At 41.1% G+C, this 13,553-nt stretch carries 11 protein-coding genes and 1 pseudogene; 9 read left to right on the top strand and 3 right to left on the bottom strand.

Annotation, left to right across the window (positions count from 1 at the left end; all coding sequences use genetic code 11):
- The first annotated feature begins 81 nt into the window (after positions 1 to 81).
- Together EAL87_RS00985 and EAL87_RS00980 are read left to right on the top strand one after the other, a co-directional pair.
- Entirely contained in the window at positions 82 to 1,626 is a 1,545-nt protein-coding gene (locus tag EAL87_RS00985) for a flagellin B (RefSeq protein WP_000010011.1), read from the top strand.
- Between the two features lie 60 nt (positions 1,627 to 1,686).
- Positions 1,687 to 3,570, top strand: coding sequence for a motility associated factor glycosyltransferase family protein (locus EAL87_RS00980; RefSeq protein WP_162972505.1), 1,884 nt, complete (start codon positions 1,687 to 1,689; stop codon positions 3,568 to 3,570).
- 10 nt (positions 3,571 to 3,580) lie between these two features.
- Here EAL87_RS00980 and EAL87_RS00975 read toward each other — a convergent pair whose 3' ends face one another.
- Together EAL87_RS00975 and EAL87_RS00970 are read right to left on the bottom strand one after the other, a co-directional pair.
- Positions 3,581 to 3,877, bottom strand: a complete 297-nt coding sequence (locus tag EAL87_RS00975; RefSeq protein WP_120912611.1) for a hypothetical protein — start codon at positions 3,875 to 3,877, stop codon at positions 3,581 to 3,583.
- A gap of 20 nt (positions 3,878 to 3,897) precedes the next feature.
- Positions 3,898 to 4,536, bottom strand: coding sequence for a class II aldolase and adducin N-terminal domain-containing protein (locus EAL87_RS00970; RefSeq protein WP_120912610.1), 639 nt, complete (start codon positions 4,534 to 4,536; stop codon positions 3,898 to 3,900).
- Between the two features lie 210 nt (positions 4,537 to 4,746).
- On the opposite strand from EAL87_RS00970, the gene EAL87_RS00965 reads away from it, so the two are divergent.
- Genes EAL87_RS00965 through dnaK form a run of 3 tightly spaced genes read left to right on the top strand, consistent with a single transcriptional unit; the run spans position 4,747 to position 8,039 of the window.
- Complete coding sequence (locus EAL87_RS00965; RefSeq protein ID WP_120912609.1) at positions 4,747 to 5,574, top strand: HrcA family transcriptional regulator; 828 nt, start codon at positions 4,747 to 4,749, stop codon at positions 5,572 to 5,574.
- Positions 5,574 to 6,146 carry a nucleotide exchange factor GrpE gene (grpE, locus tag EAL87_RS00960; protein ID WP_120912608.1) on the top strand — a complete coding sequence of 191 codons (573 nt, stop codon included), beginning with the start codon at positions 5,574 to 5,576 and terminating at the stop codon, positions 6,144 to 6,146. Before EAL87_RS00965 ends, grpE begins: the two co-directional genes overlap by 1 nt.
- Before the next feature lie 30 nt (positions 6,147 to 6,176).
- Positions 6,177 to 8,039, top strand: coding sequence for a molecular chaperone DnaK (gene dnaK / locus EAL87_RS00955; protein WP_120912607.1), 1,863 nt, complete (start codon positions 6,177 to 6,179; stop codon positions 8,037 to 8,039).
- Between the two features lie 238 nt (positions 8,040 to 8,277).
- Here dnaK and EAL87_RS00950 read toward each other — a convergent pair.
- A pseudogene (locus EAL87_RS00950) lies at positions 8,278 to 8,853 on the bottom strand (hypothetical protein).
- Between the two features lie 113 nt (positions 8,854 to 8,966).
- On the opposite strand from EAL87_RS00950, the gene EAL87_RS00945 reads away from it, so the two are divergent.
- From EAL87_RS00945 to EAL87_RS00930, 4 genes are all read left to right on the top strand, one after another.
- Positions 8,967 to 9,884: an O-acetylserine-dependent cystathionine beta-synthase gene (locus EAL87_RS00945; protein ID WP_162972502.1), complete on the top strand. Its 918-nt coding sequence runs from the start codon at positions 8,967 to 8,969 to the stop codon at positions 9,882 to 9,884.
- A 20-nt stretch (positions 9,885 to 9,904) separates the two neighbouring features.
- Entirely contained in the window at positions 9,905 to 11,047 is a 1,143-nt protein-coding gene (locus EAL87_RS00940; protein ID WP_120912605.1) for a cystathionine gamma-synthase, read from the top strand.
- Between the two features lie 37 nt (positions 11,048 to 11,084).
- The gene (locus EAL87_RS00935; protein WP_162972500.1) at positions 11,085 to 11,552 is read left to right on the top strand and encodes an S-ribosylhomocysteine lyase; all 468 of its coding nucleotides are present in this window, start codon (positions 11,085 to 11,087) and stop codon (positions 11,550 to 11,552) included.
- Between the two features lie 168 nt (positions 11,553 to 11,720).
- Positions 11,721 to 13,466 (top strand): bifunctional metallophosphatase/5'-nucleotidase, encoded by a 1,746-nt coding sequence (locus tag EAL87_RS00930; protein WP_120912604.1) that lies wholly within the window; start codon positions 11,721 to 11,723, stop codon positions 13,464 to 13,466.
- Positions 13,467 to 13,553 lie beyond the last annotated feature (87 nt).

Here is a 13,553-nt window from a genome sequence, read left to right as displayed (position 1 = left end):
ACTATAGCGGCACTAAAAAATCAAAGAGTTGGAACACCCTTTGCTTGACTAACAGCAAATATCTATGCAAAGGATGCAAACATGAGTTTTAGGATAAATACCAATATCGCCGCTTTAACTTCTCATGCGGTAGGGGTTCAAAACAACAGAGACCTTTCAAGCTCGCTTGAAAAGTTAAGCTCAGGGCTTAGGATCAATAAAGCCGCTGATGATTCTAGTGGGATGGCGATCGCAGATAGCTTAAGGAGTCAAAGCGCGAATTTGGGTCAAGCGATCCGCAACGCTAATGACGCTATTGGTATGGTTCAAACCGCAGATAAAGCGATGGATGAGCAAATCAAAATCTTAGACACCATTAAAACCAAAGCCGTTCAAGCCGCTCAAGACGGGCAAACTTTAGAAAGCCGAAGAGCACTCCAGAGCGATATTCAAAGGTTGTTAGAAGAACTGGACAATATCGCTAACACCACAAGCTTTAACGGCCAACAAATGCTTTCAGGAAGTTTTTCTAACAAAGAGTTTCAAATTGGTGCGTATTCTAACACCACGGTTAAAGCGTCTATTGGCTCAACAAGTTCAGATAAAATTGGGCATGTGCGCATGGAAACCTCTTCTTTTAGCGGTGCAGGCATGTTGGCTAGTGCAGCGGCGCAAAACTTGACTGAAGTGGGCTTGAATTTCAAACAAGTCAATGGCGTGAACGATTATAAGATTGAAACCGTACGCATTTCTACAAGCGCTGGCACTGGGATTGGGGCGTTAAGCGAAATCATCAATCGTTTTTCTAACACTTTAGGCGTTAGGGCATCTTATAATGTCATGGCTACCGGTGGTACTCCCGTGCAATCAGGAACTGTGAGGGAGCTTACCATTAATGGCGTAGAAATTGGAACCGTGAATGATGTGCATAAAAACGACGCCGATGGGAGGTTGACTAATGCGATCAACTCCGTCAAAGACAGAACCGGCGTAGAAGCGAGCTTGGACATTCAAGGGCGCATTAATTTGCACTCCATTGACGGGCGTGCGATTTCTGTGCATGCAGCGAGCGCGAGCGGCCAGGTTTTTGGGGGAGGGAATTTTGCAGGGATTTCTGGGACACAGCATGCGGTGATTGGGCGCTTAACCTTGACCAGGACCGACGCTAGAGACATCATTGTGAGCGGTGTGAATTTCAGCCATGTGGGCTTTCATTCCGCTCAAGGGGTGGCAGAATACACCGTGAATTTGAGAGCGGTTAGGGGCATTTTTGATGCGAATGTGGCTTCAGCAGCCGGGGCGAACGCTAATGGCGCGCAAGCGGAGACCAATTCTCAAGGCATAGGGGCTGGGGTAACAAGCCTTAAAGGGGCGATGATTGTGATGGATATGGCAGATTCTGCACGCACGCAATTAGACAAGATCCGCTCGGATATGGGTTCGGTGCAAATGGAATTGGTTACCACCATCAATAACATTTCTGTAACCCAAGTGAATGTTAAAGCGGCTGAATCTCAAATCAGGGATGTGGATTTTGCTGAAGAGAGTGCGAACTTTTCTAAATACAATATTTTGGCGCAAAGCGGGAGTTTTGCTATGGCGCAAGCGAATGCGGTGCAACAAAATGTCTTAAGGCTTTTACAATAACAGCCCTTAATTCAAAGGGGCGTTAGCCTTTTTTATGAGTTATTTTTATAAGTTAGAATGATGGATATTTATCAAAAAAACTTACAAGCTCTTTTCAAAAAAGACCCTCTTTTGTTCGCACAGCTCAAAGCCATTAAAGAAAACAAAAAATACGAAGTGTTTTTAGGGAATGATAGCGCGAATTTCAACCTCTTAGATAAAGAAACAAACACGCCCTTATTTGAAAAAAGCCCGCTAGATTCAAGCTTAGAGCAGTATAAAAATAGCGAAATTTACATGCTCTATCCTTATTTGTATTATTTTGGTTTGGGTAATGGGGTGTTTTATCGCTTGCTTTTAGGCAATGATAATTTAAAACGCTTGGTGGTCATTGAGCCTGAAATAGAGATTATTTTCATTGTATTGAATCTTTTGGATTTTTCCACGGAGATTTTAGAAAACCGCTTGATTTTGTTGCATGCAAGTTTTTGCAATTACAACATGATCGCTTCATTATTTGATATGGATAAAAAATCTCGTTTATACGCAAGAATGTATGATTTAAAACTTTTTAATGCCTATTATGAACGATACTCTCATCAAATGATAGAAATCAACCAGCATTTCACGCGCGCTTTAGAGCATGGCGCTATTAGCGTAGGCAATGACGCTAAAGACGCGCTCATAGGCATCAAACAGCATGCGGCTAATTTGCCTGAAGTCATCAAAAGCCCTAGTTTAGTGGATTTTGTGAACGCTTTGAAAAACAGAGACACCGCGATTATTGTTTCAACCGGGCCTAGTTTAAATAAGCAACTCCCCCTTTTAAAAGAAATCGCTCCTTATGCGACGCTTTTTTGCATAGACGCTTCTTTCCCTATTTTAGCCAGAGCTGGTATCAAGCCTGATATTGTGCTGTCTTTAGAAAGGGTGGATTTAACGGCAAAATTCTACGAAGAAACCCCCTTAGATTTTCAAGAAGGCGTTATTTTTGCTCTGACTTCCATTGTGCATAAACGATTGATTCAAGCGGTTAAAAAGGGGGTTAAGCAATTCAGTTTCCGCCCCTTTGGCTATACCAACCTTTTTGATTTGCACCAGTATGGTTATGTGGGCATAGGCATGAGTGCAGCAAACATGGCGTATGAATTAGTGGTGCATTCTCGTTTCAAAAGGTGCGTGTTTATTGGGCAAGATTTGAGCTTTTCACAAAGCGGTAACAGCCACGCTAGTGGGGCGATTTATGGCGATAGAGAGATCAAGCCTAAAAAAGATAAAGATAAGATTTTTATAGAAAAATACGGAGGTAACGGGGAAGTAGAAACCACTTTAGTGTGGAAACTTTTCTTAGAATTTTTTGAAAAAGATATTTTTAACACGCCCTATAAACTAGAAGTCATTAACGCTACTGAAGGGGGGGCTAGGATTAAAGGGACTAAAGAAATGCCTTTTAAAGAAGTGTGCGAAAAAATAGACCAATCCAAGCCAAAGCCTCCTATCAATCTTATTTATCCCACTCAATCAGAACAGGCTAAAAATTTAAAGATCGCCAAGCAAAAATGCGAAGAGATCATTAAATACGCCAATGAGAAAAAAACTCAAGTTGAAAGAGTGTTTTTAAAAGTGGCAGAGTTTTTAGAAAAAGTGGAAAAGCTTCATGAAGAAAAAAAATTAGAAGAGTTGGATTTTAACGAATTAGAAAATTTGAGCGCTGAAATTGATAACATTAAAGAGCTTTTTGATGACAAGCGATTCAATTCGTATTTCATGGATGCGATACAATCTTACATTTTCCACCAGGAATTGCATATCGCTGAAATCGTGTGCAAGAAAACGAATAATGAAGACGGATTAAGGGCCAAGCAATTAGAATACATTTATGCGCACAAATACTGGCTTTTTAGTTTAGCGGGTGGGATGGATTGCGTGATAGAAGCGATCAAAATGGCTTTAAAAGAATGGTAAAAACCCTTTTTTAAGCGTATGTGTCTAGGCTGGAATAAATTTCAGGGATATTTTCGCCATCAACAAGGCTTTTCTCAACTTGGGATTTATCTTTAATCTCGCCGTCGTTATTGATAGCGTTTAAAGCTTGTAGTCGGTCAAAATCAGGGGCGTTTTGCGTATTATTTTGGCTGAAACCATCTTGAATACTGCTTTGTTGTAAATCCTGCTCTACTTGATTCCTGTCCTTTATGGTTGCGTCATTATTGATATTGTTCAAGGTTTGGAGCTGTGTGAAATTAGGGGTGTAATGGGTGTTGATGGTCATGTTTTATCCTTTTAAACTTTTTACACGCTCAATCGTGGATCGTCATTATAGCAACAATCCATTAAATCGCCCAATCGTAAAACTTTGCATGAGTTTTCAATCAAATCAAAAACTTCCATGAGTTTAGAAAGCTCTCTGTGGTAGGCAAAAATCCCACACCCCTTAATGAAAACAAAATATTTTTTGCTCTCTTGCAACTGGCGTAAAATTTCTGTATCCGCTCTTTCTTGCCAGCTGTCATAATCTTTGGGGTTAAAAATAACGATTTCTTCGCCTAAAGAACGATACCCTAAATAATCTCTAGGGAGCAATCGGTTGTGGCGCAAGGAATACGCCAAGCTATAAGGAGGGCGCGCGTAAGCGATGAATTTAGCGTCCAAAAACTCCCGATACACGCTCGCATGAATGGGCGAATCCAAGCTCGCTTCTTTCCAGCGGTAATCTATTTTGTCATGCAAGACTAGTAAGGTGTTTTCATTTAGTTGATCAAAAACAGCGTTTCTTTTATTGATCACAAACTGATTTGCGCCAATGCGCGCTGAAATAGAGCCTTGATAAAGCCCAAAAAAACCCTTTCTAAACATGGATAATGAAATGCTTTGGAGCGAATGAATCAGTCCGCTGTCAATGCCTCTTGTGTGTGTGTTCATGTTTAGCATGATAACAAGTTTTTTTAATAAAAGGTATTAGTTGCCCAACAGATCTAAATTAAATCAATTCTATAAAAAATTCTAATTTAATGCTAGTAAATAAATTTAGTGATATAGGCTAAACTTTAAAGAAAAATCGGGTAATTTTTATCACTTTTTTAAAACAAGTGATAGATTATTAACTTTTTATGCTATAATGCGAGAGTTCTTTCATCAAGAATGGTGATTGACGAGATTTTTCAAATAATGATGTTAAGAAGAATTGAAGTAGGTTCTGATTTGAATAAAAAAGAGAGTTTGTTAGATGCGTTTGTTAAAACCTATCTGCAGATTTTAGAACCCATTAGCTCTAAACGCTTGAAAGAGTTGGCAAACTTGAAAATATCTTGCGCGACGATCAGGAATTATTTTCAAATCCTTTCTAAAGAAGGCATGCTCCATCAAGCCCATTCTAGCGGTGCTAGATTGCCCACTTTTAAGGCGTTTGAAAACTATTGGCACAAGTCGTTGCACTTTGAAGTTTTAAAGGTGAATGAAAAACGCCTAAAAAACGCTAGCGAGAATTTTGGGCTTTTTGTTTTGTTAAAAAAACCCAGCTTGGAGCGTTTAGAAAGAGTCATCGAGTGCGAAAAACGCTTTTTGATTCTGGACTTTTTGGCGTTTTCTTGCGCGATAAGTTACAGCGTTAAAATGGAGAAGTTTTTATTGGAGCTTGTGGGCAGAAGCGTTGAAGAAGTGCGATTGGTCGCTGCTTCTGTCAATGCGTTGAGTTTGGCCAGGCAATTAGAGCGTTTGGAGTATTCCAGTGCGCAAATGATGCGCTTTAATCTGATGGGGTTAAAAACGCTTTTAAACAGCCCTTTATTTTTTGACATTTTAGGGGGTAAGGTTTTGGAGCGTTTCAAAAAGGGGTTGCATTTTATAGAGCCTGATTGCATGTTAGTAACACGCCCCATAGAATTTCAAAACATGCGGATGCAACTGCTTTGTGTGGGGAAATTGGAATGCGATTATGAAGGGTTTTTTCAAACCATTAAGGAGGAATAATGAAAGATGAACACAACCAAGAACACGATTTAAGCCAAAAAGAGCCAGAGTCTTGTGAAAAGACTTGCACTTGCAAAGAACAACAATATGAAGAAAAACAAGAAGCAAGCGAAAAAGAAGGCGAGATTAAGGAAGATTTTGAGCTTAAATATAAAGAAATGCACGAAAAATATTTGAGGGTGCATGCGGATTTTGAAAACGTGAAAAAGCGCTTAGAAAGAGACAAGAGCATGGCGTTAGAGTATGCGTATGAAAAAATCGCATTGGATCTATTGCCAGTGATTGATGCGCTTCTTGGGGCTCATAAGAGCGCTGTAGAAGAAAATAAAGAGAGCGCTTTAACCAAAGGCTTGGAGCTTACGATGGAAAAGTTGCATGAAGTTTTGGCAAGGCATGGCATTGAGGGGATTGAATGTTTAGAAGAATTTGATCCTAATTTCCACAATGCGATCATGCAAGTCAAAAGCGAAGAAAAAGAAAATGGGAAAATCGTGCAGGTTTTGCAACAGGGTTACAAGTATAAGGGTAGGGTTTTGAGGCCGGCAATGGTGAGCATTGCTAAAAACGATTAAAACATTTATTTTAATAAAAAAGGATAACGCATGGGAAAAGTTATTGGAATTGATTTAGGGACAACCAACTCCGCAATGGCAGTTTATGAAGGCAATGAAGCAAAGATTATTGCGAATAAAGAGGGTAAAAACACCACTCCTTCTATTGTGGCTTTTACGGATAAGGGTGAGATTTTAGTGGGCGAGAGCGCGAAAAGACAAGCGGTTACCAACCCAGAAAAAACCATTTATTCTATTAAAAGAATCATGGGCTTGATGTTTAATGAAGATAAGGCTAAAGAAGCTGAAAAACGCTTGCCTTATAAGATTGTGGATAGGAATGGGGCTTGCGCGATTGAGATTTCGGGTAAAGTTTATACCCCTCAAGAAATTTCAGCCAAAATTTTAATGAAGCTCAAAGAAGACGCTGAAAGTTATTTAGGCGAGAGCGTTACAGAAGCGGTGATCACCGTTCCTGCTTATTTTAACGACAGCCAAAGGAAAGCGACTAAAGAAGCCGGCACGATTGCAGGGCTTAATGTTTTAAGGATCATCAATGAGCCTACCAGCGCGGCACTAGCTTACGGCTTGGATAAAAAAGAGAGCGAAAAAATCATGGTTTATGATTTGGGTGGGGGGACTTTTGATGTTACCGTTTTAGAAACAGGCGATAATGTCGTGGAAGTTTTAGCCACAGGGGGCGATGCGTTTTTAGGGGGCGATGATTTTGATAATCGTGTGATTGATTTCTTAGCGGCTGAGTTTAAAAGCGAAACGGGCATTGAAATTAAAAACGATGTGATGGCGTTGCAACGCTTAAAAGAAGCGGCTGAAAACGCTAAAAAAGAACTGAGCTCTGCGATGGAGACTGAAATCAATTTGCCCTTTATCACCGCAGACGCTACCGGGCCTAAACACTTGGTTAAAAAACTCACTAGGGCTAAATTTGAAAGCTTGACAGAAGATCTCGTGGAAGAAACGATTTCTAAAATTGAAAGCGTGATCAAAGACGCGGGGCTAACCAAAAATGAGATTTCAGAAGTGGTGATGGTGGGCGGCTCCACTCGTATCCCTAAAGTCCAAGAAAGGGTGAAAGCGTTTATTAATAAAGATTTGAATAAAAGCGTCAATCCTGATGAGGTTGTAGCGGTGGGCGCGAGCATTCAAGGGGGCGTGCTAAAAGGCGATGTGAAAGATGTGCTTTTATTAGACGTTACGCCTTTAAGTCTTGGGATTGAAACTTTAGGGGGCGTGATGACTAAAGTGATTGATAGAGGCACGACTATTCCGGCGAAAAAATCTCAAGTGTTCTCAACCGCTGAAGACAACCAGCCCGCTGTGTCCATTATGGTTTTACAGGGCGAAAGGGAATTGGCAAGGGATAATAAATCTTTGGGTAAATTTGATTTGCAAGGCATCGCGCCAGCTCCAAGAGGCGTGCCGCAAATTGAAGTAACCTTTGATATTGACGCTAACGGGATTTTAACCGTTTCAGCGCAAGATAAAAATACCGGCAAAAGCCAAGAGATTAAAATTTCTGGCTCTAGCGGGTTGTCTGATAGCGAGATTGAAAAAATGGTTAAAGACGCTGAATTGCACAAAGAAGAAGACGCTAGGAAAAAAGAAGTGATTGAAGCGAGAAACCATGCCGATAGTTTGGCGCACCAAACCCAAAAGAGCCTTGATGAGCATAAAACGAATTTGAATGAAAACGACGCTAACGAGATCCAAAACGCCATTAACGCTCTTAAAGATTGTATCAAAAACGATAACGCTACTAAAGCGGAGCTTGAAGACAAAACGAAATCATTAGCGCAAGCGGCTCAAAAATTAGGCGAAGCCATGGCGAATAAAAACAACGCCGAGCAGCCCAAGAAAAAAGACGATGATGTGATTGATGCGGAAGTGGAGTGAAACGCTTTTAAAACTTCTTTCAAGCGAGCGGTTTTAATCAAAACCCGCTTGCTTTCCTCATTTTCATCAATGGGATACCGATTGCAAAATCTAAAAAACACTCAAAGCGTTTTTTAATCCAAATATCAAAGCTTGGTTTAATCAAGCGATAGCTTTTCAAGACTTATTTTAAAAAGCGTTGGTGGGATTTTAGGAAAATCCCTTATGGGGGAGTTCCTTTTTTGTATAGGGTTATTTCTTAATGGCTTGCACTAGGCTCTAATTCAAAATACGCAGTGGGGATTTGATTAAATTCGTTAGCAAAGCGTAAAAAATCGTTGGTAATGTTTTCAAGATCGGTTTCTAAATCGTCATAGAACTCTTGGTAGTATGTGTCTCCATTAGAATCGATGATCTTGTCATACGCTGGGCATTTTTGACACTCTTTTTCCCCATTCTCCTCTATGGATCGACCTATGCAAAGATAAAACTTTTCAAAATCGTTGCGCCAATAGTAAGCAAGCCAGAGGTAAAAACCTTTTTTTGGGGTTGGTTTTTCACCATTGACAAATCCTTCCCCTAAAATATCCTAACGGCAAAAGGCGATGGATGGCTTCTTGGATAAATTCCCAGAGCCAAGACTGATTTTACACGCATAACCCCATGGCACTAAAAACTTGTTCAGCCCTCTTTGGTATGAAGCGTATTTTGGGTTCGTTGGGGTTTTGCCTGTTTGCTTTCCCTCTTGTGCTTTAGCGTCAATTGACGCTGCAAATTCTCTTAACAAGTCCTGGAACGCTTTTCTTTGCTCTTCATTCCATTCTATCGTTTTCATTGAAAGCTCCTTATCAATCTTAATAAGCCGACATTCTATCTTAAATTTTACTCCATTTAACGAGTTTAGGCATAATCGCTAAAATTGAGTTATTGTTATCTTTAGGAGGAATGATGATTATCACCACAATGCAAGACGCCATAGGCCGCACTCCCGTTTTTAAATTCACTAACAAGGATTACCCCATTCCCATAAATTCCACTATTTACGCCAAACTGGAGCATTTAAACCCAGGAGGGAGCGTTAAAGATCGCTTAGGCCAATACCTTATAGAAGAAGGGTTTAGAACGGGCAAAATCACTTCCACAACGACCATTATTGAGCCTACCGCAGGCAATACCGGCATCGCTCTAGCCTTAGTGGCACTCAAGCACCATCTCAAAACCATCTTTGTTGTTCCGGAAAAATTCAGCACAGAAAAACAGCAAATCATGAGAGCTTTGGGGGCTTTAGTGATCAACACGCCTACTAGTGAGGGGATTTCTGGCGCCATTAAAAAAAGTAAAGAGCTAGCCGAAAGTATCCATGATAGCTATTTGCCCTTGCAATTTGAAAACCCTGACAATCCCGCCGCTTACTACCACACTCTAGCCCCTGAGATTGTCCAAGAATTAGGCACAAATTTTACGAGCTTTGTAGCCGGGATAGGGAGTGGTGGCACTTTTGCAGGCACAGCTAGGTATTTGAAAGAACGCATCCCTAATATCCGCTTGATTGGGGTGGAGCCAGAGGGTTCTATTTTGAATGGGGGAGAGCCTGGGCCTCATGAGATTGAGGGCATTGGCGTGGAATTCATCCCTCCTTTTTTCGCAAATTTGGATATTGATGGCTTTGAAACGATTTCAGATGAAGAGGGTTTTAGCTACACTAGGAAGTTAGCCAAGAAAAACGGCTTATTAGTGGGGAGCTCTAGTGGGGCAGCTTTTGTGGCAGCCTTGAAAGAAGTGCAACGCCTTCCTGAAGGCAGTCAGGTTTTAACCATTTTCCCGGATGTTGCCGATCGTTATCTTTCTAAAGGTATTTATTTATAAATTCATAAAAAGGAAAAACCATGCGCATGCAAACCAAATTAATCCATGGGGGCATTAGTGAGGACGCTACAACGGGGGCGGTGAGCGTGCCTATTTATCAAACTTCCACCTACCGCCAAGACGCCATAGGCCGCCACAAGGGCTATGAATACTCTCGCTCAGGAAACCCCACACGCTTTGCTTTAGAAGAACTCATCGCCGATTTAGAAGGGGGGGTTAAGGGGTTTGCTTTTGCCTCCGGTTTAGCTGGAATCCACGCCGTTTTTTCCCTCTTGCAATCAGGCGATCATGTGTTATTAGGCGATGATGTCTATGGGGGGACTTTCCGCTTGTTTGACAAGGTGCTTTCTAAAAACGGGCTTTCTTGCACCATTATAGACACTAGCGATCTATCCCAAATCAAAAAGGCTATCAAATCTAACACCAAAGCCCTTTATTTAGAAACCCCTAGTAACCCCTTGCTTAAAATCACGGATTTAAAGCAATGCACTAGTGTCGCTAAAGATCATGGTTTGCTCACTATCGTGGATAACACCTTTGCCACCCCCTATTGCCAAAACCCGCTTCTTTTGGGAGCGGACATTGTGGTGCATAGCGGCACAAAATACTTAGGCGGGCATAGCGATGTGGTCGCTGGGCTTGTAACCACCAATAATGAAGCGCTAGCCCAAGAGATCGCTTTTTTCCAAAACGCTATCGGTGGGGTGCTAGGCCCTCAAGACAGCTGGCTGTTGCAAAGAGGGATTAAAACGCTGGGATTACGCATGCAAGCCCATCAAAAAAACGCTCTTTGCGTGGCTGAGTTTTTAGAAAAACACCCTAAAGTAGAAAGGGTTTATTACCCGGGCCTTCCCACTCACCCCCAACACGAGCTAGCCAAAGCCCAAATGCGTGGCTTTAGTGGGATGCTTTCTTTCACCCTCAAAAACGACAGCGAGGCAACTGCTTTTGTAGAAAGCCTTAAGTTATTCATTTTAGGCGAGAGTTTGGGCGGGGTGGAAAGTTTGGTGGGGGTTCCAGCGTTTATGACCCATGCGTGTATCCCTAAAACACAACGAGAAGCCGCAGGGATTAGAGATGGCTTGGTGCGCTTGTCTGTGGGGATTGAGCATGAACAGGATTTGTTAGAAGATTTAGAGCAAGCGTTCGCTAAAATAGGCTAAAGTTTCATTACAATTTATGAATAAAGGAGTTAAAAACATGAAAACACCAAAAATGAATGTAGAGAGTTTTAATTTAGATCACACCAAAGTCAAAGCCCCTTATGTGCGTGTAGCTGATCGCAAAAAGGGCGTTAATGGGGATTTGATTGTCAAATACGATGTGCGCTTCAAACAACCCAACCAAGATCACATGGACATGCCAAGCCTACACTCTTTAGAGCATCTAGTCGCTGAGATCATCCGCAACCATGCCAATTATGTTGTGGATTGGTCGCCTATGGGTTGCCAAACGGGATTTTATCTCACGGTGTTAAACCATGACAACTACACAGAGATTTTAGAGGTTTTAGAAAAGACGATGCAAGATGTGTTAAAGGCTACAGAAGTGCCTGCCAGCAATGAAAAGCAATGCGGTTGGGCGGCTAACCACACTTTAGAGGGCGCACAGAATTTAGCACGCGCTTTTTTAGACAAACGCGCTGAATGGTCTGAAGTGGGGGTTTAAGGGGTTGTTTTGGGGGGGATTATTTTAAAACGCTCCCCTATTCTCTTATAAGTTTTACCAATCTTACCCATTTTGCCCATAGGCGTTAAATTCTAGCAGGAATCATCGCACCAGTGTTAATATTATGTAAAAATTAATGTTATGAATCTCTTTTATGGAAGGATTTCAATGAAAAAATTGATTTTGGTCATCTTTTTAACGCTAGCGCTTTCAATATCTGCAAAAGAAGTCAAAATCGTGTTTTTAGAAACTTCAGACATTCATGGGTGGCTTTTTTCGTATGATTATGCCGTGGGGGAACAAAAACCCAATAACGGCTTGACAAGGATTGCGACTTTAATCAAAAAGCAAAGGGCTGAAAATAAAAATGTGATTTTGATTGACAGCGGGGATTTGTTGCAGGGTAATAGCGCGGAGTTGTTTAATGATGAGCCTATCCACCCGCTAGTTAGAGCCGAAAACGATTTGAAATTTGACATTCGTGTGCTTGGGAACCACGAGTTTAATTTCAGTAAAGATTTTTTAGAGAAAAACATTAAGGGATTTAATGGCGGTGTCGTGAATGCGAATATCATCAAGACTACGGATAATAAGCCGTTTGTGAAGCCTTATCTTATTAAAAAAATTGATGGCGTGAGGGTGGCGGTTGTGGGGTATGTGGTGCCGCACATCCCCACTTGGGAGGCCTCTACGCCTGAACATTTTGCAGGATTGAAGTTTTTGGACGCCAAAGAAGCGTTAAAAAAGACTTTGAAAGAATTAAAAGGGAAGTATGATATTTTGATTGGCGCTTTTCATTTGGGGCGAGAAGATGAGAAAGGTGGCGATGGGGTACCGGATTTAGCGAAAAAATTCCCGCAATTTGACATCATTTTTGCAGGGCATGAACATGCGGTTTATAACACTAAAATAGGAAAGGTGCATACCATTGAGCCTGGAGCGTATGGGGCTTATCTGGCAAAGGGCGTGGTGGTGTTTGACACCCAAACGAAGAAAAAAATCGTAACGACTGAAAATTTACCCACAAAAGGCGTGCCAGAAGATGAAGAATTAGCGAAAAAATACGAATACGTGGATAAAAAATCAAAAGAATACGCTAATGAAGTGGTCGGCGAAGTTACAAAAACCTTTATTGATAGGCCTGATTTTATCACAGGAGGAGAAAAAATCACTACGATGCCAACCGCTGCGTTGCAAGAAACACCGGTGATAGAATTGATCAATAAAGTGCAAAAATATTACGCAAACGCCGATGTTTCAGCGGCAGCCTTATTCAATTTTGGGGCGAATTTGAAAAAAGGGCCTTTCAAAAGAAAAGATGTCGCCTACATTTACAAGTTCGCTAATACGCTCATTGGAGTGCATATAACGGGTGAAAATCTGTTGAAATACATGGAATGGTCATACCAATTTTACAACCAGTTGCAACCGGGGGATTTGACGATCAGTTTTAATGAAAACATTCGCAGCTATAATTTTGATATGTTTTCTGGCGTGAAATACCAAGTTGATGTTACAAAACCTGCCGGGCAAAGAATCGTTAATCCGACAATTAACGGAAAGCCCATTGACCCTAAAGCGGTGTATAAATTAGCGATCAACAATTACCGATTCGGGACGTTATCCACGACATTAAAATTGGTTACAGACGCTGATAGGTATTATGATTCTTACGATGCATTGCAAGATAACGGGCAGATACGGGATTTGATTGTCAAATACATCACGGAAAAAAAAGGCGCAAAAGTAACCCCTGAACTGGAACATAACTGGGAAATCATCCACTACGATTTCAAAAACCCGTTGTTGGAAAAATTGAGAGAAAAATTAAAAGAGGGGAGCATCAAAATCCCCACTTCAAAAGACGGGAGGACTTTGAATGTCAAATCCATTAAAGAGAGTGAAGTAAAATAAGATTTTTTATTTTATTTTTAAGCCTAACTTAAAAAAGGGTGTTCTATAATTTTGTTTTGTTTGTTCTCTGCTTCGTTTTCAAACAAC

The sequence above is a fragment of the Helicobacter pylori genome (assembly GCF_003636935.1).
Classification (GTDB): domain Bacteria; phylum Campylobacterota; class Campylobacteria; order Campylobacterales; family Helicobacteraceae; genus Helicobacter; species Helicobacter pylori_CH.
Note: the sequence above shows the minus strand (reverse complement) of the source record. Positions and strands in the feature narration are given on the sequence as shown.